Annotated in this window: 18 protein-coding genes; 8 read left to right on the top strand and 10 right to left on the bottom strand. The window is 71.5% G+C overall.

Annotation, left to right across the window (positions count from 1 at the left end):
* Positions 1 to 7: 7 nt before the first annotated feature.
* Genes D2L64_RS25725 through D2L64_RS25705 form a run of 5 tightly spaced genes read right to left on the bottom strand, consistent with a single transcriptional unit; the run spans position 8 to position 5,813 of the window.
* Positions 8 to 799, bottom strand: a complete 792-nt coding sequence (locus tag D2L64_RS25725; RefSeq protein WP_119579783.1) for a 2-keto-4-pentenoate hydratase — start codon at positions 797 to 799, stop codon at positions 8 to 10.
* The gene (locus D2L64_RS25720; protein WP_119579798.1) at positions 796 to 2,277 is read right to left on the bottom strand and encodes a 2-hydroxymuconic semialdehyde dehydrogenase; all 1,482 of its coding nucleotides are present in this window, start codon (positions 2,275 to 2,277) and stop codon (positions 796 to 798) included. The genes D2L64_RS25725 and D2L64_RS25720 overlap by 4 nt, the downstream gene beginning before the upstream one ends.
* Before the next feature lie 20 nt (positions 2,278 to 2,297).
* Positions 2,298 to 3,632, bottom strand: a complete 1,335-nt coding sequence (locus D2L64_RS25715) for an FAD-dependent oxidoreductase (RefSeq protein ID WP_119579782.1) — start codon at positions 3,630 to 3,632, stop codon at positions 2,298 to 2,300.
* Positions 3,629 to 4,906, bottom strand: coding sequence for a kynureninase (gene kynU, locus D2L64_RS25710; RefSeq protein WP_119579797.1), 1,278 nt, complete (start codon positions 4,904 to 4,906; stop codon positions 3,629 to 3,631). Before kynU ends, D2L64_RS25715 begins: the two co-directional genes overlap by 4 nt.
* Positions 4,907 to 4,913: 7 nt before the next feature.
* Positions 4,914 to 5,813, bottom strand: a complete 900-nt coding sequence (locus D2L64_RS25705) for a tryptophan 2,3-dioxygenase (protein ID WP_119579781.1) — start codon at positions 5,811 to 5,813, stop codon at positions 4,914 to 4,916.
* A 147-nt stretch (positions 5,814 to 5,960) separates the two neighbouring features.
* On the opposite strand from D2L64_RS25705, the gene D2L64_RS25700 reads away from it, so the two are divergent.
* The 3 genes from D2L64_RS25700 (at position 5,961) to D2L64_RS25690 (ending at position 7,932) form a co-directional block, all read left to right on the top strand.
* Complete coding sequence (locus D2L64_RS25700) at positions 5,961 to 6,443, top strand: Lrp/AsnC family transcriptional regulator (RefSeq protein ID WP_119579780.1); 483 nt, start codon at positions 5,961 to 5,963, stop codon at positions 6,441 to 6,443.
* A 109-nt stretch (positions 6,444 to 6,552) separates the two neighbouring features.
* Positions 6,553 to 7,083 (top strand): hypothetical protein, encoded by a 531-nt coding sequence (locus tag D2L64_RS25695; RefSeq protein WP_233559148.1) that lies wholly within the window; start codon positions 6,553 to 6,555, stop codon positions 7,081 to 7,083.
* Positions 7,084 to 7,095: 12 nt separating this feature from the next.
* Positions 7,096 to 7,932, top strand: a complete 837-nt coding sequence (locus D2L64_RS25690) for a class F sortase (RefSeq protein WP_119579779.1) — start codon at positions 7,096 to 7,098, stop codon at positions 7,930 to 7,932.
* Positions 7,933 to 7,934: 2 nt separating this feature from the next.
* On the opposite strand, the gene D2L64_RS25685 is transcribed toward D2L64_RS25690, so the two are convergent.
* Positions 7,935 to 8,468, bottom strand: a complete 534-nt coding sequence (locus tag D2L64_RS25685; RefSeq protein WP_119579795.1) for an HNH endonuclease — start codon at positions 8,466 to 8,468, stop codon at positions 7,935 to 7,937.
* A 264-nt stretch (positions 8,469 to 8,732) separates the two neighbouring features.
* Between D2L64_RS25685 and D2L64_RS25680 the strand changes: the two genes are divergently transcribed.
* The 3 genes from D2L64_RS25680 to D2L64_RS25670 all read left to right on the top strand — a co-directional run bounded on the left by D2L64_RS25680 (position 8,733) and on the right by D2L64_RS25670 (position 11,836).
* Positions 8,733 to 9,779, top strand: a complete 1,047-nt coding sequence (locus D2L64_RS25680; protein WP_119579794.1) for a mechanosensitive ion channel family protein — start codon at positions 8,733 to 8,735, stop codon at positions 9,777 to 9,779.
* 221 nt (positions 9,780 to 10,000) lie between these two features.
* Positions 10,001 to 11,347 (top strand): MFS transporter, encoded by a 1,347-nt coding sequence (locus D2L64_RS25675; protein WP_119579793.1) that lies wholly within the window; start codon positions 10,001 to 10,003, stop codon positions 11,345 to 11,347.
* A gap of 54 nt (positions 11,348 to 11,401) precedes the next feature.
* A complete protein-coding gene (locus D2L64_RS25670; protein WP_199714779.1) occupies positions 11,402 to 11,836 on the top strand; it encodes a globin in 435 nt (144 codons plus the stop codon).
* Between the two features lie 77 nt (positions 11,837 to 11,913).
* On the opposite strand, the gene D2L64_RS25665 is transcribed toward D2L64_RS25670, so the two are convergent.
* The 4 genes from D2L64_RS25665 to ettA all read right to left on the bottom strand — a co-directional run bounded on the left by D2L64_RS25665 (position 11,914) and on the right by ettA (position 15,551).
* Positions 11,914 to 12,501 (bottom strand): type III secretion system chaperone family protein, encoded by a 588-nt coding sequence (locus tag D2L64_RS25665; RefSeq protein ID WP_119579777.1) that lies wholly within the window; start codon positions 12,499 to 12,501, stop codon positions 11,914 to 11,916.
* 131 nt (positions 12,502 to 12,632) lie between these two features.
* Entirely contained in the window at positions 12,633 to 13,355 is a 723-nt protein-coding gene (locus D2L64_RS25660) for a serine/threonine-protein kinase (RefSeq protein ID WP_119579776.1), read from the bottom strand.
* Entirely contained in the window at positions 13,352 to 13,858 is a 507-nt protein-coding gene (locus tag D2L64_RS25655) for an acyl-CoA thioesterase (RefSeq protein ID WP_119579775.1), read from the bottom strand. The genes D2L64_RS25660 and D2L64_RS25655 overlap by 4 nt, the downstream gene beginning before the upstream one ends.
* 16 nt (positions 13,859 to 13,874) lie before the next feature.
* Positions 13,875 to 15,551, bottom strand: a complete 1,677-nt coding sequence (gene ettA / locus D2L64_RS25650; RefSeq protein ID WP_119579774.1) for an energy-dependent translational throttle protein EttA — start codon at positions 15,549 to 15,551, stop codon at positions 13,875 to 13,877.
* A 322-nt stretch (positions 15,552 to 15,873) separates the two neighbouring features.
* Here ettA and D2L64_RS25645 point away from each other — a divergent pair, with 322 nt between their 5' ends.
* Together D2L64_RS25645 and otsB are read left to right on the top strand one after the other, a co-directional pair.
* Positions 15,874 to 17,274 carry an alpha,alpha-trehalose-phosphate synthase (UDP-forming) gene (locus D2L64_RS25645; RefSeq protein ID WP_119579773.1) on the top strand — a complete coding sequence of 467 codons (1,401 nt, stop codon included), beginning with the start codon at positions 15,874 to 15,876 and terminating at the stop codon, positions 17,272 to 17,274.
* 41 nt (positions 17,275 to 17,315) lie between these two features.
* Positions 17,316 to 19,877, top strand: a complete 2,562-nt coding sequence (otsB, locus tag D2L64_RS25640; protein WP_119579792.1) for a trehalose-phosphatase — start codon at positions 17,316 to 17,318, stop codon at positions 19,875 to 19,877.
* Positions 19,878 to 20,706 lie beyond the last annotated feature (829 nt).

Here is a 20,706-nt window from a genome sequence, read left to right as displayed (position 1 = left end):
CTCGCGCTCACGGAGCCACCCGGGAGAAACAGGTCCGGACCGAACCGAGGCCGGAGATCCGGGCCTCGTACGTCGCGCCGGGCGTCACCGGCACCATCGGGCCGAGGGCGCCGGAGAGCACCACGTCACCGGCGCGCAGCGGGTCACCGGCGCGGGCCAGCGTGCCGGCCAGCCAGCCGAGCGCGTGCAGCGGGTTGCCGAGGCAGGCCACGCCCGCGCCGACCGACACCGGTTCACCGGCGTGTTCGAGGACCATGCCGCACAGCCGCAGGTCCACGTCGGCCGGTCGGCGCGGCGTGGTGCCGAGCACGAACAGCCCGCTGGAGGCGTTGTCCGCCACCGTGTCCACGATGGAGATGTCCCAGCCGGCCACCCGGGAGTCGACGATCTCGATGGCCGGCAGCAGGTGGTCGACGGCGCGCAACAGGTCGGCGGTGGTGGGCCGGTCGTCGGGCAGGTCGGCGGCGAGGACGAAGGCGACCTCCGCCTCGACCCGCGGCTGCAGCAACCGGCCGATCGCCACCTCGGCGCCGTCGGGCACCGCCATCGCGTCGGTGAGTACGCCGAAGTCCGGCTCGTAGACCCCGAAGCTCTCCTGCACCACCCGCGAGGTCAGGCCGATCTTCGCACCCACCCGGCGCTGCCCGTCGGCCAGCCACTGGCGTACCTGGTGCTGCTGCACCTCGTACGCCGCGGCCACGTCGCCCTCGGGCAGCAGCCGCCCGCGCAGCGGTGGGCAGGGCTTGCCGTGCTCCCGGGCGGCAGCCAGTTCCCGAGCCGCCGACTCGATGTCAGTCATGTCAGGTCCACACAGACGTTTGTGAGTTCGGAGTAGAAGTCGAGCGAGTGCACGCCGCCCTCGCGGCCGATGCCGGACGCCTTCACCCCGCCGAACGGGGTACGCAGGTCGCGCAGGAACCAGGTGTTGACCCAGACGATCCCGGCGTCCAGCCGCTGGCCGGCCCGGTGCGCCCGGCCCACGTCCCGGGTCCACACCGTCGCCGCCAGACCGTACTCGGTGCCGTTGGCCAGCGCGTACGCCTCCTCCTCGGTGTCGAACGGCGCGACGTGCACCACCGGGCCGAAGATCTCCTCGGTGTTGGTGCGGGCCCGCGGGCCGAGCCCGGTCAGCACGGTCGGCTGCACGTACGCGCCGCCGTCGCGGGCGTCACCGAAGTGGGGCGTGCCGCCACCGGTGAGCACCTGCGCGCCCTCGGTCCGAGCCAGGTCGTAGTGCCCGAGCACCTTGTCCCGGTGCCCGTGCGAGATCAGCGGCATGTTGACCGTCGCCGCGTCGGCCGGCCAGCCGTACGCCAACTGGCCGGCGCGCTCGGCCAGCCGGGCGGTGAACTCGTCGAACACCGGCCGCTGCACGTAGATCCGCTCGGTGCACAGGCACACCTGGCCGCCGTTGGTGAAGCTGGACCGCACCGAGCCGGCAACCGCCGCGTCCAGGTCGGCGTCGGCGAAGACCAGGCCGGCGTTCTTGCCGCCCAGCTCGAAGCTGACCGCCTTCACCCCGTCGGCGGCGGCCCGCATGATCGCCCCGCCGGTGGCGGACTCACCGGTGAACGTGATCGCGTCCACGCCGGGATGCCGGGTCAGGAACTCCCCCGCCGAATCCGGGCCGAAGCCGTGCACCAGGTTGAACACACCCTCCGGTACGCCGGCCGCGGCCATCACCTCGGCCAGCAGCGTGGCCGAGGCGGGGGTCTCCTCGCTGGGCTTGACCACCACCGCGTTGCCGCAGGCCAGGGCCGGGGCGACCTTCCAGGTGAGCAGCAGCAGCGGCAGGTTCCACGGCACGATCACGGCCACCACGCCGACCGGTTTGCGGACCGCGTAGTTCAGCGCCCGGCCGCCGGTCGGGGTGACCGTGGTGAACGACTCGGTCGGCGCGGTCGCCACGATCTCGGCGAACGCCCGGAAGTTGGCCGCACCACGCGGGATGTCCAACGTACGGGCCTGGGAGATGGCCTTGCCGGTGTCGGCGACCTCGGCGGCGACCAGGTCGTCGAAGCGGCGTTCCAGTTCGTCGGCGACCCGGCGCAGCACCTCGGCGCGCTCCCGCTCCCCCATCCGGCCCCACGGCCCGCGCAGCGCCGCACGGGCAGCGGCCACCGCGTCGTCCACGGTGGACCGGCCCGCCTCGACCACCTCGAAGACCGGCTCGCCGGTCACCGGGCTGCGTTTGGTGAACCGGGTACCGGCCTCGACGAACTCGCCGCCGACGAAGTTGCGCAGCAGCCCGGGGCCGTCCGGCGCGTGGCCGGTCATCAGCCGGGCGTCCCAGAGCGTCATCCTCGCCGCCCCCGGCCGAGGGCCAGCACCGCGCCGGCCAGCACCGCCGCCGCACCGGCGGCCACCGCGCCGAGCACCTGGTACTGCCGGCGGACCCGGCGGCGCACCTGGGCGTACGGGACAGTGGAGAAGGAGACCAGCTCGTACTGGGAGACGTACCGGCCGGGCAAAGCCCGTTCCAGCGCGTGCTCGATCTTCTTGCGGGTCTGGAACACCGGCGAGGCGACCTTGTCGCGCATCTCCACGAAGTTGGCCAACGCCATCTGGGCGATCGCCTCGGCGTTGTCCTGACGACGCAGCTCGAACAGCGGCAGCGCCGCCGACCAGTCGTCGGCACTCTCGTCGAGGCAGCGGTCCAACTCCACCACGTCCTCGAAGGCGCAGTTCGCACCCTGACCGTAGAACGGCACGATGGCGTGCGCCGCGTCGCCGAGCAGGCCGACCCGCCCGTCGACCTGCCACGGGTCGCAGCGCACCGTGCCGAGCACGCCGACCGGGTTGTGCTGGTAGTCGTCGACCAGGTCCGGGGCCAGCGGCGGCAGGTCCGGGTAGTGCTGGGCGAAGTGCCGCTCGATCGCCGCCGCACTGCCCAGCGACGCGAAGCTGGCGGTGCCGTGGGTGGGCCAGAAGAGCGTGCAGGTGAACGAGCGGTCCGGGTTCGGCAGGGCGATCATCATCGAGGTGCCGCGCGGCCAGATGTGCAACGCTCCCGGGTCGAGGGCGAAGTCGCCGCCGACCGGCGGGATGGTGAGTTCCTTGTAGCCGTAGTCGAGGAAGTCGACGCTCTCGGTGAGCAGGCCGTGTTCGAGCAGCTGGCCGCGGACCGCCGAACCGGCGCCGTCGGTGCCGAGCACGACGTCGGCGTGCGCGGTGACCGGGCCCCGCGGGGTCTCGAAGGTCATCTTCGCGGTGTCCGGGTCGAGCCCGACCAGCCGGTGCTCGAAGGCGATCCGCACCCGCGGCAGCTTGGCGGCCGCTTCCAGCAGGGCGTTGTTCAGTGCGCCCCGACTGATCGAGTTGATCGCCCGGTCACCGTCCACGCTGTACGGCTGGAAGCCCGGTTCACCCGCCACCGGGTGCACCATCCGGCCGCGCATCGGCAACGCGTCGGCCATCACCTGCTCGTCGAGGCCGATGCGGCGCAGCGCGTCCAGGCCCCGCTCGGAGAGCGCCAGGTTGATCGAGCGTCCCCGCTCAGCGGTACCGGTACGCGGGTCCGGCCGCCGCTCGTAGAGCGCCACCGAATGCCCCCGCCGGGCCAGGTAGCAGGCCAGCAGGCAGCCGGCCAGCCCGGCGCCCACCACCGCGATCTCGTCACGTTCCCTGGTCATGAGGCGGCCTCCACGGTGGCGGCCAGCGCGTCGGCGACCCGCCAGCAGTCGTGGTACGTCGAGTACAGCGGCACCGGGGCGAACCGGATGACGTCCGGCTCCCGGGCGTCGGCGATCACCCCGTGCTCGTGGCGCAGCCGCTTGGTCAGCTCGTTGGCGCGGCCCGCGCCGATGCGTACCGACAGCTGGCAGCCGCGCCGCTGCGGATCGCGCGGGGTGACCACGGTCAACGGCCGGTCGGCGGTCACCTCGTCGAGCAGCCGTTGCAGGTAGCCGGTGAGCCGCAGGCTGCGCTCGCGCAGCGCGGTCATGCCGACCGAGTCGAACAGCTCCAGCGAGGTACGCACCGGGCCCATCGCGAAGATCGGCGGGTTGGAGATCTGCCACGCCTCGACGGTGGCCGGTGGCCGGCTCACCGGGGTCATCTCGAACCGGGTGGCCTCGGCCGTGCTCCACCAGCCCTCGAAGCGGGGCAGCGCGGCGTCGCCGTGGTGTCGCTCGTGCACGAAGATCCCGGCCAGCGCCCCGGGTCCGGAGTTGAGGTACTTGTACGAGCACCAGGCGGCGAAGTCGACGTCCCAGTCGTGCAGCGAGAGCGGCACGTTGCCCGCCGCGTGCGCCAGGTCCCAGCCCACGACCGCACCGGCGGCCCGACCGGCGGCGGTGATCGCCGGGATGTCCAGCAGCTCGCCGGTGAGGTAGTTGACCCCGCCGAGCAGCACCAGCGCGACGGTGTGCCCCTCGGCGGCCAGGAACGCGGTGACGTCCTCGGTCCGCAGGTTCTCCTCGCCGTCGCGGGGCCGCAGCCGGACCACGGTGGTGTCCGGGTCCAGGCCGTGGAACCGGGCCTGGCTGCGGACCGCGTAGCTGTCCGACGGGAAGGCGCTGTCCTCGATGACGATCCGGCTCCGCTCGCCGACCGGCCGGTAGAAGCTGACCATCAGCAGGTGCAGGTTGACCGTCAGCGAGTTCATCACCACCGTCTCGGTGGGGCGGGCGCCGACCAGTCGGGCCGCCGGACCGGTCAGCAGCGCGTGGTACGGCAGCCAGGGCCGATCCGCCTCCAGGTGCCCCTCGACACCGAGCCGGCTCCAGGCGTCCAGGTCGGCCAGCAACTCGTCGCGGGTGGCCTTCGGTTGCAGACCGAGCGAGTTGCCGGCCAGGTACGCGCTGTCCGGGTAGCGCCCGCCGTCGGCCGGCGGCACGTGGAACAGGTGCCGGTGGCCCGGGTCGGCGGCGTCCAGCCGGTGTGCCTCGTGTTCCGTGGCGTTCATCGTCACCTCACATCGCCGTCCGGGCCGACCACAGCTCGGGGAAGACCACCCGGGCCATGCTGCGTTGCAGCCAGGCCAGCCCGGCGGAACCACCGCTGCCGACCTTCGCACCCATGGTGCGCTGCACCGCCTTGATGTGGTGGTGCCGCCAGTCACCGAACTGTTCGGCCACCTCGGTCAGCGCCTCGCCGAGCAGCCGCAGGTGGTTGTCCGGGCCGGCGTCGGCGTAGACGCGCACCCAGGCCGCCTCGACCGCCGGGTGCGCCTCGTGCTCGGTGGCGACGTCCCGGTCGAGCAGGTCGGCGGGCAGTTCGTGACCGGTGCGGGCGAGCAGGGCGACCACTTCGTCCCAGACGCTCGGCGTGGCCAGGGCCGTGGTCAGTTCGGCGTGCACCTCGGTCTGTCGGCGGAACGGGCGGATCAGCGCCGGGTCGCGCAGGCCGAGCAGGAACTCCAGCTGGCGGTACATGGCCGACTGGAAGCCGGAGCCCTCACCGAGCAGGTTGCGGAAGCGGTTGAAGTCGGCCGGGGTCATCCAGCGCAGCCCCCGCCAGGCGGCGTTGAGCCCCTCCAGGTGCAGCGCGGCGCGGCGCAGCGGGGCAAGCGCCTCCCACACCTGGTCGGCGCGGAGCAGCCGGCTGGTCTCGCGCAGTTCGTGGCAGGTCAGGCCGAAGTACAACTCCATGATCTGACTGACCATCAGGAAGGACATCTCGCCCGGGTCGCTGCTCAACGGCGTCTGCAGCCGGTGCAGCGTGCTGGCCTGCACGTAGGCGTCGTACGGCACCCGCTCGGCGAACTCCAGGGTCGGCTCGCCGCCGTTGCGGGCGGCGCGGGCCGCGCGCTGCCGGCCGGTCACCGGACGCACCGCCGTCCGGGCCCCCGGGCGCAGCTCGGTCTGCTCCATCCGTCCACTCCTTCCTGGCTGGCGATGGAGACATGATCTCTCGGTCGCAGCGCCGGACGGAATGCCTCTTCAACGGTGCTGGGGCAGTCTGACCTGCGGAACGCAAGCTACTGGCCGCTATCTGCTTGCCGCACGTAAGGTCGGCGCGTGGACGAGATGGATTGGGCGCTGCTGCGCGAGTTGCAGGCCGACGCGCGACTGTCGTTCAGCGAGCTGTCCCGCCGGGTGCACCTCTCCCCACCGGCGGTGGCCGAGCGGGTACGCCGGCTGGAGGAGAGCGGTGTGATCACCGGCTACCACGCCCACGTGGACCTGACCCGCGCCGGCCGTACGGTGGTCGCGCTGATCCGGATGTCCTGTTACGGCGCCCGGTGCATCCTGCACGACCCGGACGTGGCCGGCTGGCCGGAGATCCTGGAGATCCACCGGATCACCGGTGACGCGTGCAGCGTGCTCAAGGTCGCGGCCGGGTCGATCGGGGACTTCGAGGCGGTCATCGACCGCCTCGCCCCGTACGGGCAGCCGTCGAGCACCATGGTGCTCTCCACCCCCCTCGCCTGGCAGCCGCTGACGCGGGTGACGGAAGGGCCTCCGGCCAACTCCTCGGGTAGCGGACGATCCTCTGCCTGACCTCCGCGTCGTCGACGGGTGCCCACCGCCGGGTTAGCGGCGGGAGCAGGGGGAAAGCACCGCGGGTCGCCCCAGCAGGACCGGTGCACCGGTGCCGGGAGGGAGGATCATGCGGGGTCTGCGACCGTACGGAGGCGGGCTCCACGCCCCCTCGACCATCGTCCGACTGCTCGGGGCGTTCGCGCTGATCGGGGCGTTCGTCCTGGTCGGCGCCGCACCTGCCCGGGCCGGTGAGAACACCTTCGTCGAGGTGACGCCGAACAGTGTGCAGGCCGGTTCCCGGGTGCACCTTCGGGCCAGTTGCGACAACAGCAACAACCGGCAGGCCGAGGTGGACTCGGACGCGTTCAACCGGGTCTTCCTCCGGCCGGACAACGGCTTCCTCACCGGCGACGCGACCGTGCCGGGCAACAAGGCCGCCGGGGACTACCAGGTGCATCTGCGCTGCCACAACAACCAGACGGCCAGCACCACGCTGACCGTACTGAACATGCAGCAGCCCACCAAGGGCCCGGCGACCGGTGGCGGCGGCACCGCCGGACCGGGCACCGGCTCGACGCTGCTGCTCGGTGGCGCCGCGGTGGTGGCGGCCGCGGTGGTCTTCGGGCTGGTCAGCAGCCGACGCCGGACCGGTTCCTGACCCATCGCCGCCATGATCGGTCACCGCGTACCGGTGCCCGAACCACGTCCGGGCCCGTCCCGGAACCCCGCCCGCCGGGCGTCGCGCGTTCGGCGGGCGGTGGCCGCGACGGCGGTCCGGCTGGCTCGGGTCACCGCACAGATGGGTTCGGCAAGCGTCGCCACGCCCGACCCGGCGAACCGACCACTGCCGCCACGGCCGCGCCAGACCTGGTCGGCGGCGACCCGACGCGGAATCCGCGCCGGACCGGGGTTGCCCGTGCTGGTGATCGGCGCCCTGATGCTGCTGATCGTCACGATGCTCGGGGTCGAGCGGGCGACCGGGGTGAACCTGCTGCCGGACCGCTTCATCGCCGGGTTGTCGCCACCGCCGAAGAAGTTCCCGCTGTTGCCGGCGAGCCAGCCGGTCGGCATCGAGATCAGCAAGATCGATCTGGCCGCGACGGTGCACAGCGTGGGTATCGCCCCGGACGGCAGCATCGCCGCTCCGCCGGCCGAACGGGCACAGGAGGCCGGCTGGTACGACCAGGGCCCGACCCCCGGTCAGTACGGTCCCGCCGTCATCGTCGGGCACGTCGACACCAGCACCGGCCCGGCGGTCTTCCAGCACCTGCGGGAACTGCGCTCCGGCGACCGGGTGGAGATCGCCCGCTCGGACGGCTCGGTGGCGGTCTTCGAGGTCGACCGGGTCGGCCGGTACGACAAGGAGAAGCTGCCCGCCGACGAGGTCTTCGGCGACTTCAGCCGGCCGCAGCTGCGACTGATCACCTGTGGTGGCCGCTGGGTCGGCGGGGAGACCGGCTACGCGGACAACGTGATCGTCTTCGCGTCGCTGGTGGAGGCTCGGTGAGGTCAGGCGGCTTCGGGTTCGCGCAGGTCCAGCCAGTCGGCCCAGCGCGGGTCGGGGGCGCGGTGGCCGAGCACCCGCCAGGCGATCCCCTTCGGTGCGGCCGGCGGCGAGTGCAGCCGCCAGCCCAGCTCGGCCGGGGTCTTGTCGCCCTTGGTGTGGTTGCAGCGGGCGCAGGCCGCGACCACGTTCTCCCAGGCGTGCGGGCCACCCCGGCTACGCGGGAAGACGTGGTCGATGGTCTCGGCCGGCCCCCGGCAGTACGCACAGCGCCATCCGTCCCGCGCGAAGATCGCCCGGCGGGAGAGTCCCACGTGGGTGCGGTACGGCACCCGGACGAACCGGGTGAGCCGGACGACCGAGGGCACCGGCAGCGCGTTGCGGGCGCTGTGCAGGATGCCCTCCCCGTCGGCGACACAGACCGCCTTCGCGGAGAGCACGAGGATGGCGGCACGACGCACCGACACGACACACAGCGGCTCATAGGTGGCGTTGAGGACCAGCGCGCCGGAGCCCACCGTGGGTCGTATGTCAGGCATCGCGTCACCCTCCCGGTCAAGCGGCTTCCACTCGCCACCGCCGACCGGCGCGGGGCACAGCCCCACACCACGTCGACGCCGGCCGGATCACCGACGTCCGTTGCGCCAATCGTCCCTGATCGGACCGGCGAATGCACGCACTAATCCTGGGTACCTGGCGAAGCTTTCGCGAGCGACCGGGGCCGGGCGGCCGCCGTCACCCGCCGGTGGGTCGGTCGCGGGCCGACCGGAGGGTTACGGTACGAAAACAGGGTGACCGTCAGCATGCTCAGCCCCGCCCCCAGCACGCCCACGCCCGGCCCGGAGGACACGCCCAGCCCGGAGTGCATCGAAGAGAGCCTGAGCCTCTGCGACTGGGCGTACGACCTGACCGGTTCGGTGTGGTTCGCCGAGGGCAGCTACTGGATTCTGATCAAGCCGCTGCGGATCACCCTGATCCTGCTGCTGGCGATTGCCGGCCGGTGGCTGGTGCAACGCACCATCCGCCGGCTGGTGCGGACCACCACCGACGCCGGGGTGCCCACCATGCTCCGCCCGCTGCGCGAGCGCATCCCGAACGCCACCACCGAGCCCGGCGAGTTCATCCCGGAACGACGCCGGCAGCGCGCCGAGGCGATCGGTTCGGTGCTGCGCAGCCTGAGCACCGCGTTCATCTTCGGCATCGCCGTCCTGATGGTGCTCAAGGAGTTCAGCTTCGACCTGGCCCCGTTGCTGGCCAGCGCCGGCATCGCCGGTGTGGCGCTCGGTTTCGGCGCGCAGAGCCTGGTCAAGGACCTGATCGCCGGATTGTTCATGTTGATCGAGGACCAGTACGGCGTCGGCGACAACGTCGACCTCGGCGAGGCCAGCGGCGTCGTCGAGGCGGTCGGCCTGCGGGTCACCACGGTGCGCGACGGGCGGGGTGTGCTCTGGTACATCCGCAACGGCGAGATCGTCCGGGTGGGCAACAAGAGCCAGGGCTGGGCGCTGGTGGTGGTGGACCTGCCGGTCGGATTCGCCAGTACGGAGGAGGCCACCGCGGTGTTGCGTACCGCCGCCGCCTCGGTCGCGGTGGATCCGGAACTCGCGCCGTCCATCGTCGAGCCGCCGGAGGTGCTCGGCGTCGAACAGGTAACGGTGGAGGGCACGATCATCCGTACGGTCGCCAAGACCACCGCCGACGGGCAGGGCGCGGTGACCCGGGAGTTGCGCCGCCGGCTGGCCGAGGCGTTGGAGAACTCCGGCATCACGGCACGGATCGCCGCTGGTCGCGCCTTCCTCGGCGGACCTGATCGTGGGGACACCGAGACCGGGCAGGGCGGCGCAACCTGATCGATCGGCAGGGGGTCGCGGCCGAGCGGCCCCTCAGGTATCGTCCGTTCGTTCAGTCGGGGATGCGACGATCAAGCCGTTCGCCCTAGCTAGTTGTCAGACGATCGGGCAGAATCCGGTGCACACGCTCCCAGAGCGTAGTCACGTCCTCGCTGATCCGCAGATCTGACGATGGCCCAGGGCAGTCATCACGAGTGACCGGCCGCCGGGCGATGGAGGCGATGGTGTCCGACGAGCGACCTCCGCCAGAAGGTCCGGCCACCTTCCGAGAGGTTTTCGCCCAACGTGAGTACCGAGCCGTCTTCACGGCCAGTGCGCTGACGTGGCTCGGTGACTACGTCGCCAAGGCGGCGGTCACCCTGCTCGTCTACCGGGAGACCGAGTCCGTCGCCCTCTCCGCCGCGGCCTTCGCGGTCAGCTACCTGCCCTGGCTGGTCGGTGGGCCACTGCTCGCGGCAGTGACCGAGCGGCACCGCTTCCGGCAGGTCATGGTGGTCTGCGACCTCGTCCGGATGGCGTTGATGCTGCTCATCGCCATCCCCGGGATACCGGTACCGGTAATCCTGGCGCTGCTGTTCGCCACCACCCTGGCCAACCCGCCCAGCCAGGCAGCGCGCTCCGCGCTGATGCCGCTGATCCTGCCCGGCGACCGACTCGTCGTCGGGCTGTCGATCAACGCCAGCGTGGGGCAGGCGGCCCAGGTGCTCGGCTACCTGCTCGGTGCCGCCGTGGCGACCGTCAACCCCGCCGCCGCGTTGCTGATGAACGCGGGCGCCTTCGCCGCCTCGGCCCTGATCATCCGCCTCGGTACCCGCGACCGGGCACCCGCACTGGGCAGCCACGATCGCAGTCACCTGCTGCGGGAGACCGCCGAGGGATTCCAGCTGGTCTTCCGTACCCCACTGCTGCGGGCGATCGCCATTCTCGTCTTCAGCGCCATGCTCTTCTCCATCGTGCCCGAGGGCCTGGCGGCGGCCTGGGCCAACGAACGCGCGGGCGGGATGCACGCCGGGCTGGCCCAGGCCCTGATCATGGCGTCCACCCCGGTCGGCTTCATCCTCGGCGGGCTGCTGATCGGCCGGGCGGTCGGACCGACCCGGCGGCTCGCCCTGCTGCGCCCGCTGGCCGTCTTCGCGCCGCTGATCCTGGTGCCGGCCCTGCTCGATCCGCCGCCCGCGGTGGTGGCGTTACTCGCCGCCGCCTGTGGGTTCGCGGTCGCCGGGATCATCCCGGCGGCCAACGGGCTCTTCGTCCAGGCGCTGCCCGACGGCTTCCGGGCCCGCGCCTTCGGCGTGATGGCGACCGGAGTCCAGGTCATCCAGGGCGCCGCGGTACTGGCGACCGGCCTGCTCGCCGAACGGTTCCCGATTCCGATCGTGGTGGGGCTCTGGAGTACCGCCGGGGTGGTGCTGATGACGATCGTCGTCCGGACCTGGCCCGACCGGCAGACGGTGGAGGAATCCATCCGGGCCGCCCGGCAGGGCACCGCGGTCGCGGCCCAACCGGCCCCCGACGAGCAGGACCCGGGGCACGTGGGTCCGGGCCGCCCCACCCCCGCGGTGACCTGAACCACCGCCGTCGGGCCGTCCCGGCCCGGTCAACCGCCGGCGACGCCTGGCAGGATGGGAAGCGTGAATCCCGCAGGCGAGTCCGAACCCCGCGGCGAGGCGGCCACGCTGTACGACGCCGTCGGCGGCGAGCCCACGTTCCGCAAGCTGGTCGACGAGTTCTACGCCGGCATCGCCGACGACCCGCTGCTACGCCCGATGTACCCGGAGGACCTGGGCCCGGCCTCGGACCGGATGCGGCTCTTCCTCATGCAGTACTGGGGCGGCCCGAACACGTACTCCGCCCAGCGGGGGCACCCCCGGCTGCGGATGCGGCACGCGCCCTTCCGGATCGGCGGGGCCGAGCGCGACGCCTGGCTGCGGCACATGCGCCGGGCGGTGGACAGCCTCGACCTGCCACCGGCGACCGCCACCGAACTCTGGAACTACCTGGAGCGGGCGGCATACTTCATGGTCAACTCGATGGAGGATCCGGGCGGCTCCGAGTAGACGCGAACCGGTTGAGCGGACGCCAACCGGCCGGGCAGGCGCGGAGCGCCCCCCGCCGACGGGCGGGCCGGGCGAACTCAGAGCAGGGCGCCCTCGTCGTGCAGCCAGTCGACGAAGCTGGTGGCGACGGCCGCTCCGCAGTCGAGCAACTCCACCAGGAGCGCGTCGTGGGTGCCCGCGGCGAGCGGTACCTGCAACTCGGCGTAGATCGGCAGCTGGCCCCGCTCGGTGGCATCACCGACGTACGCCTTGCAGAAGCGCCGGGTGTGGTTCCACTCGTTGACCACCCGGTAGGCCCGGTCGGCCCAGTCGGGCGGCACGGTCGCGTGCGGCCGGGCCCGGAGCACCAGGATCTCGTCCTCGGGCCCCTCCAGGGTGACCAGCACGGCATGCCGTTCCCACATGGCCAGCAGGTTGCCGTCGCCGTCGGCGAGGTACCGCACGTCGAGCAGGTCGAGCGCGTCGCAGATCCGACGCAGGGTGACCGGCTCGACGGTTGCTGGCCGGTCGGCCATCAACGGGTGTTCACCGCCACCTGGACAGCCGTCCCCGGGTCTACGGGGTGCCGGCGGTCCGACCCGTACGGCATCTTCCACCGTGACCCTGCTTCGAGTTCCCGAGTCACCGCCATCGGCGGGACCGGGCCGCCATGACCACCACGGCATCGCTCGCGCACCTCACTCCCCAGCGGATCCAGTCGCCTACGGTGGGTTGGATCCGAGGATGGACGGTACCCGGACAGCCGGAACGAAGCATCCCCCCAACGCCAGCCCCAAACCAGAAGTCCGATGGATGGTCATCCGTTCGGATGATGCCTGGCCGGTCGTACGACAAGATCAGTGGCCTTCTGCGACCAGACCGCTCCGTACGGTCCCACCAGGCCGACCCAACGGCCCGCCGTACGCACCTGAACCTCGTCGGCGCCCGCCGCCCGCTCGGCCGGGCCGAGGAACCCCATCCTGATCAGACCCTGCACCGCCGCCTGCGACACCTGTACCGGACGATCCAGCTCACCGTCCGCCGTCACCAACACCGCGACGTGGTCCAGCAGCGCGTCCCGCAGCGCCCGCTGCCCCACGGCCCGGCCGGCGACGCCGTGCGTCGCCGCCTCCCGCAGGGTGCCGGCCGCCGCCTCGGCCAGCCGGCGCAACTCCCCGCCCGGCAGCGTCTCCACCCGCCGACTGGCACCCGGCGGCAGCGGCCACCGCCACTGCGCGTCGCGGCGGGACGGCAGCACGGCCCGACCGGCCGCCAGTTCGGCGAGCAACTGCCCGGCGGCCACGGTGGCGTCCCCGGCGCCCGGGCCGGCCACCGTCCGCACGGCCAGCACACCCCACGGCAGCCGGGCCCAGAGGGCGGTACGCGCCGGCGCACCGCCCGGACGCAGCCTCACCAGGGCGGCGGGTTCCAACCGGACCAGCCGGGCCAGGAACGCTCCGGCGTCGGCCACCCCCTCGATCCCGTGCCCCGCACGGATGACGCCCGGCTCGGGCGTACCGGCGACGTCCCGCTCGCTCATCGCGCACCGTCGCTCGGCGCAGTTTCGCTCGGCGCAGCGTCGCTCGGCACGCTGTCGCTCGGCGCAGCGTCGCTCGCCGCGTAGGCCAGTAGGAACACCCGCTCGGCCTCGGTGAGCCGCCGGGGCAGCTGCTTGGCCAGATCGAACGGGACCAGGACCGAACGGGCCCGGCTGACCAGCAGCTCACCGTCGTACATCTCGTAGCCGATGACGAAGGAGGCGGCGCGGACCAGCTCCACCCACAGTTCGATCCGCACGGTCGGGGCCGCCTCGGCGGTGGCCCGACTCAGCGCGTAGTCGACCGGGCGCAGGTAGTCGACCTCGTGCCGGCGGATGACCACTCCGTCGGCGAACGAGTCGACCCCCTGTGCCCGGGCACCGACGAACATCAACGCCACCCGGGCCTCCTCGTACAGCGTGAGGAACCGGGCGTTGTTGACGTGGCCGTACGCGTCGAGGTCGGACCACCGCAGGGTGCAGTGGTAGACGAACCGGTCAGCCAAGACGATCGGCCGCCGATCAGTCGCGGGTCAGCTTGCGGTACGTCACCCGGTGCGGGCGCGCTGCCTCCGCACCGAGCCGTTCGATCTTGTTCTTCTCGTACGCCTCGAAGTTGCCCTCGAACCAGAACCACTTCGACGGGTTCTCGTCGTCGCCCTCCCAGGCCAGGATGTGCGTGGCGACCCGGTCCAGGAACATCCGGTCGTGGGAGATCACCACGGCGCAGCCGGGGAACTCCAGCAGCGCGTTCTCCAGGCTGGACAGCGTCTCCACGTCCAGGTCGTTGGTCGGCTCGTCGAGCAGGATCACGTTCCCGCCGATCTTGAGCGTCAGCGCCAGGTTGAGCCGGTTGCGCTCACCACCGGAGAGCACCTTGGTCGGCTTCTGCTGGTCCGGCCCCTTGAACCCGAACGCGGCGATGTACGCCCGCGACGGCATCTCGACCTTGCCGACCATGAGGTGGTCCAGCCCGTCGGAGACGACCTCCCAGACGGTCTTGTCACCGTCCAGGCCCTGCCGGTTCTGGTCGACGTACGACAGCGACACCGTTTCGCCGACCTTGACCGAGCCGCTGGTCGGCTGCTCCAACCCGACGATGGTCTTGAACAGCGTGGTCTTACCGACACCGTTCGGGCCGATGATGCCGACGATGCCGTTGCGCGGCAGCGAGAACGACAGGTTCTCGATCAGGATCCGGTCGCCGAAGCCCTTGGTCAGGTTGTGCGCCTCGATGACGGTGTTGCCCAGGCGCGGACCCGGCGGGATCTGGATCTCCTCGAAGTCCAGCTTGCGGGTCTTCTCCGCCTCGGCGGCCATCTCGTCGTACCGGTCCAGGCGGGCCTTGGACTTGGTCTGGCGGGCCTTGGCGTTGGAGCGGACCCACTCCAACTCCTCGGTGAGCCGCTTCTTCATCTTGGCGTCCCGGCGCCCCTCGACGGCCAGCCGGGCAGCCTTCTTCTCCAGGTAGGTGGAGTAGTTGCCCTCGTACGGGTAGGTGCGGCCACGGTCCAGTTCGAGGATCCAGTTGGCCACGTTGTCCAGGAAGTACCGGTCGTGCGTGATGGCCACGACGGTGCCCGCGTACTTGGCCAGGTGCTGCTCCAACCAGTGCACGCTCTCCGCGTCCAGGTGGTTGGTGGGCTCGTCGAGCAGCAGCAGGTCCGGCGCCTCCAGCAGCAGCTTGCACAGCGCCACCCGGCGACGCTCCCCACCGGAGAGCTGGGTGACGTCGGCGTCCGGCGGCGGGCAGCGCAGCGCGTCCATGGCCAGTTCGAGCTTGGAGTCGATGTCCCACGCGTCGGCGTGGTCCAGCTCCTCCTGAAGCCGACCCATCTCCTCCATCAGCTCGTCGGAGTAGTCGGTCGCCATCTGCTCGGCGATCTTGTTGAACCGCTCGAGCTTGGCCTTGGTCTCGGCCACCGCCTCCTCGACGTTGCCGAGCACCGTCTTGGCGTCGTTGAGCGGCGGCTCCTGGGCCAGCATGCCGACCGTGTAGCCGGGCATCAGCCGGGCCTCGCCGTTGCTGGGCTGGTCCCAGCCTGCCATGATCTTGAGGAGGCTGGACTTTCCAGCACCGTTCGGGCCGACCACACCGATCTTGGCCCCCGGCAGGAAGTTCAGCGTCACGTTGTCGAGCACGACCTTGTCGCCGTGCGCCTTGCGCGCCTTTTCCAGGACGTAGATGAACTGGGCCACGGTGCGGGCTACCTCCGTCGGTACTCGATCGTCGATTTCGCGTGGTGCGGGGCGCCGGGCGCGCCGCCTGCCGCCGCCGCGACCGGAGTCGGCCGCGCGCACGCCGTCGTCAATCCTGACAGGTTCCACCGGCCACGCCCACATCGCCCCGCCCACCGGCGGGGCAGTGCCGGCCGCAGGCCGGCGGCCTGTCAACATGATCACGTGCAAGGTTCGGTCGGTGTGGGACGGGTACGTCACTCCGGCACTGAGGAACAGACGCCGCAGCTACGCTCAGTACGCTCATCGCGGTGGACCCGTCAGCAACCGGAGGTGGCCGATCGTGACCGTCCGTAGCTCCTTTGTCGTTGTGGCGAACCGCCTGCCGGTCGACGAGGTGAGCACACCCGAGGGACGGCAGTGGCGACGCAGCCCGGGCGGGCTGGTCACCGCACTGCATCCCGTTCTCGCCGAACATCAGGGCACCTGGGTCGGTTGGGCCGGTGGTACCGGCGCGGCACCCGAGCCGTTCGACCTGGAGGGCATCCGACTGCACCCGGTGCCGTTGAGCGCCGAGGAGCTGGAGCGCTACTACGAGGGCCAGTCCAACGCGACGATCTGGCCGCTCTACCACGACGCCGTCGAGACACCCGCCTACAAGCGCCGCTGGCGCGAGGCGTACCGGCTGGTCAACGCCCGGTTCGCGGAGGCCGCCGCCGAGGTCGCGGCCGAGGGCGCCACGGTCTGGGTCCAGGACTACCAGCTCCAGCTGGTGCCGGCGATGCTCCGGGAGCTGCGTCCCGACCTGCGGATCGGGTTCTTCCTGCACATCCCGTTCCCGCCCATCGAGCTGTTCATGCAGATGCCGTTCCGCACCGAGATCCTGCGCGGGCTGCTCGGCGCCGATCTGGTCGGGTTCCAGCAGCGGCTCGCCGCGCAGAACTTCGTCCGGCTCGCCCGGCACCTGCTCGGCCTGCGCTACGAGGGCCAGATGATCCAGGTGGACGGTCGGCAGGTGAAGGCCGGCGCGTTCCCCATCTCGATCGACACCAAGGAGATGGAGCGGCTGGCCGCGGACCCGGCGATCCAGGCCCGGGCCAAGGAGATCCGCGAGGAGTTGGGCAACCCGCGGACGATCATCCTGGGCGTGGACCGGCTCGACTACACCAAGGGCATCGAGCTGCGACTCAAGGCTTTCCGGGAATTGCTGGCTGACGGAAAGTTGACAGTCCCGGACGCTGTTATGGTGCAGGTGGCCACGCCGAGCCGTGAGCGTGTCGAGCACTACCAGGCACTTCGCGTCAAGGTCGAGCGCGAGGTCGGTCGGATAAATGGCGAATTTGGCCGGGTCGGCGTCCCGGCGGTGCATTATCTGCATCAGTCGTACAGTCGCACCGAGCTGGCTGCGATGTACGCCGCCGCCGACGTGATGATGGTGACTCCGCTGCGAGACGGTATGAATCTGGTGGCCAAGGAGTACGTCGCGTCGAGGGCGGACCACGGGGGCGCGCTCGTACTCAGTGAGTTCGCCGGCGCAGCCACCGAGCTGCGTCAGGCGTTCCTGTGCAACCCGCACGACCCGGACGCAGTCAAGGATGCTCTGCTACGGGCCGTGCATGTGGAGAAGCCGGAGGCTCGTCGCCGTATGCGGACAATGCAACGCCATCTGCGCACCCATGACGTGGGGCACTGGGCAAAGTCCTTCCTCACCGAACTAGGTGTGCCCGACATGGAGGCGGCGTGAGCGCCGCGTCCAACGAGATCATCACGCCCGCAGCGGGCGCCATGGACCCGGAGCTGCGTTCCGCCATCGGACGGATCGCCCGGGTACCCCAACTGCTGGTCGCCTGCGACTACGACGGCACCCTGGCGCCGATCGTGGCCGACCCGAGCAAGGCCGTACCACTGCCCGAATCGGTGGCGGCGGTACGCGCCCTGGCCGCACTGCCGCAGACGACCGTGGCGGTGGTCTCCGGCCGGGCCCTGCGCGACCTGGCCGCGCTCTCCCGGCTGCCCAGCGAGGTGCACCTCGTCGGCAGCCACGGCTCCGAGTTCGACATCGGCTTCGTCGAGCGGCTCTCCCCCGAGCTGATCGCGGTCCGGACCCGGCTGCGCGACGCACTGCGCGACATCGCCGCGGCACACCCGGGCGTACGGCTCGAACGTAAGCCGGCCAGCGTGGCCGTACACACCCGTGGGGTCGATCCCCAGATCGCCGCCGCGGCCATCGAGGCGGTCCGCAACGGCCCTGCGACCTGGCCCGACGTCACCGTGACCCAGGGCAAAGAGGTCATCGAGCTGTCCGTGGTGGCCACCCACAAGGGCACCGCCGTCGACCAGCTGCGTACCCAGCTCTCCGCCAGCGCGGTGCTCTTCATCGGCGACGACGTCACCGACGAGAACGCGTTCGGCAACCTGAGCGGCCCCGACCTCGGCATCAAGATCGGCCCCGGTGAGACCAAGGCCGACTACCGGGTCACCGAACCGATCGACGCCGCCCGGGCGCTCGGGCTGCTGCTGGAGACCCGCCGGCACTGGCTCTTCGGCGAGCGGGCCGTACCGATCGAGCGGCACTCGATGCTGGCCAACGGGCGTACGGTCGCACTGCTCACCCCCGACGCCAAGGTGACCTGGCTGTGCAACCCCAAACCCGACTCGGCGGCGATCTTCGCCGACCTGGTGGGTGGCAGCCCCGCCGGGCACTTCAGCGTCGCCCCGGAACGCGACGGCATCCCGCTCGGCCAGCGTTACCGCTCGGGCACCATGACGGTGGAGACCCGCTGGTCCGGGCTGACCGTCACCGACTGGCTCGACAAGCCCGACCCCAGGACCACGCCCGACGGCCCCGCGATCATCTCCGGTGACTCGACGCTGATCCGGGTGCTGACCGGCACCGGCCGGGCCCGGCTGGAGTTCGCCCCCCGGCCGGAGTTCGCGCAGGTCGCGGTGCAACTTCAGCCGCTCGGCGACGGCCTGCTGGTGCTCGGCTCCAACGAACCCGTCGCGCTCTACTCCCCCGGCGTACGGTGGGAGGTCGGCAACGACGGCGGCTACGAGAGCGCCAAGGCGGTGGTCGACCTCTCCGCCCTCGGCGGGCAGGTCGTGCTGGAACTGCGCTTCGGTACGCACAGCCTGGAACACCACCGGCTGCCGATCCACGAACGCCAGGCCGCCGCGGAACGCCCGTGGAAGGACTGGGTGGCCTCGCTACGGCTGCCGACCACCGCCCGTGACCTGGTCGCGCGCAGCGCCCTGACGCTGCGCGGGCTCTGCCACGAGGCGACCGGCTCGATCCTGGCCGCGGCGACCACGTCGCTGCCCGAGGAGCTGGGTGGCGTCCGCAACTGGGACTACCGCTACTGCTGGCTGCGCGACGCCGCGATGACCGCCCGCGCCCTGGTCGACCTGGGCTCGATCAACGAGGCCGAGGCGTTCCTGCGCTGGGTGGACGGCTGCGTGGAACGCACCGGTGGGCACCCGGAACGGCTGCACCCCCTCTACACCGTCGACGGCTACGAGCTGGGCGCCGAGGCCGTCATCGACACCCTGCCCGGCTACGCCGGATCCCGGCCGGTACGCGTCGGAAACCTCGCCAACCACCAGCTCCAGCTGGACGTCTTCGGCCCGATCGCCGACCTGATCGCCGCCACCGCCGACGTACGCGGCTCGGTCCGCGCCGAGGAGTGGCGGGTGCTGGAGAACATGGTCGAGGCGGTCCGGCGCCGCTGGCACGAACCCGACCACGGCATCTGGGAAGCCCGCCTACCACCCCGGCACCACATCTTCTCGAAGGTGATGTGCTGGATGACCGTGGACCGCGCCCTGCACGTGGTCCGGCAACACGGCGGCGAGGACCGGCCGGAATGGGTCGAGCTGCGTGACCGGATCGGCGCGAACGTCCTCGAACACGGCTGGCACGAGCACGCCGAGGCGTACAGCGTCGCGTACGGCGACGAGGACATGGACGCCTCCTCGCTGTGGATCGGCCTGTCCGGCCTGCTGCCCGGTGACGACCCGCGTTTCCTCTCCACCGTGCTGAAGATCGAGGCGGATCTGCGCAGCGGCCCGGTCGTCTACCGCTACCACTGGGACGACGGCCTGCCCGGCCGCGAGGGCGGCTTCCACATCTGCACGGCGTGGCTGATCGAGGCGTACCTGCGCACCGGCCGCCGTACCGACGCCGAGGAACTCTTCCTCCAGATGATCGACACGGCCGGTCCGACCGGACTGCTCCCCGAGCAGTACGACCCGCTGGCCGAACGTGGCCTCGGCAACCACCCGCAGGCGTACAGCCACCTCGGGGTCATCCGGTGTGCGCTGCTGCTGGACAACATGCTCAAGCAGTAACCACCATCTGCCCAGCTTCAGCGGCCGGAGACTACCGTCTCCGGCCGCTGTCGTCTGGCCGCCCGCCATGCCGACCCACCCGCCGCCAGTCCAGTCCGACGCGGTGCGTGGCGCGGGGAAACGACACCGTTTCGCCTGCATGGCGGGTTCCGTTATCCGGACACCGCCGTTTCGGCGGTACGGTGCGGCGCCGCGGCTGCCCCGCCCGCAGGCACCCGGCACGGGTGTCCGGTATCCGGGGTTTTGTCCGGATGCCGGGGTGGGCTGCTGGCTCTGGTGGGGGAATCCGCCGGGTGGTCGGGGCGTTGTGGCCCCGATGACGGACCGGGTATGGCGCCCCACCCCAGGGGCTCGACTGGACGGTCCCGACCCGACCACCGGCCGGGCCCCGGATCCCCGGATCCCCGGATCCCCGGATCCCCGGATCCCCGGATCCCCGGATCCCCGGATCCCCGGAATGATGGTCGGCCCCGGGTCGTTATACCTGGTCCCGGTGCCGCGAGGTGGCCGGCGGTCGGGCCCCGGGATCCCGGATCCCGGAATGATGGTCGGCCTGCGGTCGTTACATATGGTCCCGGCGCCGCGATCCGATAACCGGCCGGGCCCCGGATCCCGGAATGATGGTCGGCCCCGGGTCGTTATACCTGGTCCCGGTGCCGCGAGGTGGCCGGAGCCCGGAGCCCGGAATGATGGTCGACCGCGGGTCGTTGCACATGGTCCCGTGTCGCGGGGTCTGCCTCCTGTGAGTGTGCCGGGTGGTTGTTCTTTTTCCCCCTTTCTTGTTTGAGCGCCGGACGGCGTTTGCGTACGCGTGGTCCCCCCTGTTCGC

This window comes from Micromonospora radicis (genome assembly GCF_003583405.1).
In the GTDB taxonomy this organism is placed as follows: domain Bacteria; phylum Actinomycetota; class Actinomycetes; order Mycobacteriales; family Micromonosporaceae; genus Micromonospora; species Micromonospora radicis.
This window is presented reverse-complemented; position numbering and strand designations above follow the sequence as displayed.

Coding starts and splice junctions, on each gene's coding strand:
- D2L64_RS25715 (WP_119579782.1), bottom strand. CDS start 3,632: ATGACCAGGGAACGTGACGAGATCGCGGTGGTGGGCGCCGGGCTGGCC.
- otsB (WP_119579792.1), top strand. CDS start 17,316: ATGGACCCGGAGCTGCGTTCCGCCATCGGACGGATCGCCCGGGTACCC.
- D2L64_RS25660 (WP_119579776.1), bottom strand. CDS start 13,355: ATGAGCGAGCGGGACGTCGCCGGTACGCCCGAGCCGGGCGTCATCCGT.
- D2L64_RS25670 (WP_199714779.1), top strand. CDS start 11,402: ATGGGAAGCGTGAATCCCGCAGGCGAGTCCGAACCCCGCGGCGAGGCG.
- D2L64_RS25685 (WP_119579795.1), bottom strand. CDS start 8,468: ATGCCTGACATACGACCCACGGTGGGCTCCGGCGCGCTGGTCCTCAAC.
- D2L64_RS25720 (WP_119579798.1), bottom strand. CDS start 2,277: ATGACCGGCCACGCGCCGGACGGCCCCGGGCTGCTGCGCAACTTCGTC.
- D2L64_RS25690 (WP_119579779.1), top strand. CDS start 7,096: ATGATCGGTCACCGCGTACCGGTGCCCGAACCACGTCCGGGCCCGTCC.
- D2L64_RS25705 (WP_119579781.1), bottom strand. CDS start 5,813: ATGGAGCAGACCGAGCTGCGCCCGGGGGCCCGGACGGCGGTGCGTCCG.
- kynU (WP_119579797.1), bottom strand. CDS start 4,906: ATGAACGCCACGGAACACGAGGCACACCGGCTGGACGCCGCCGACCCG.
- D2L64_RS25680 (WP_119579794.1), top strand. CDS start 8,733: ATGCTCAGCCCCGCCCCCAGCACGCCCACGCCCGGCCCGGAGGACACG.
- D2L64_RS25675 (WP_119579793.1), top strand. CDS start 10,001: ATGGTGTCCGACGAGCGACCTCCGCCAGAAGGTCCGGCCACCTTCCGA.
- D2L64_RS25665 (WP_119579777.1), bottom strand. CDS start 12,501: ATGCCGTGGTGGTCATGGCGGCCCGGTCCCGCCGATGGCGGTGACTCG.
- D2L64_RS25695 (WP_233559148.1), top strand. CDS start 6,553: ATGCGGGGTCTGCGACCGTACGGAGGCGGGCTCCACGCCCCCTCGACC.
- D2L64_RS25725 (WP_119579783.1), bottom strand. CDS start 799: ATGACTGACATCGAGTCGGCGGCTCGGGAACTGGCTGCCGCCCGGGAG.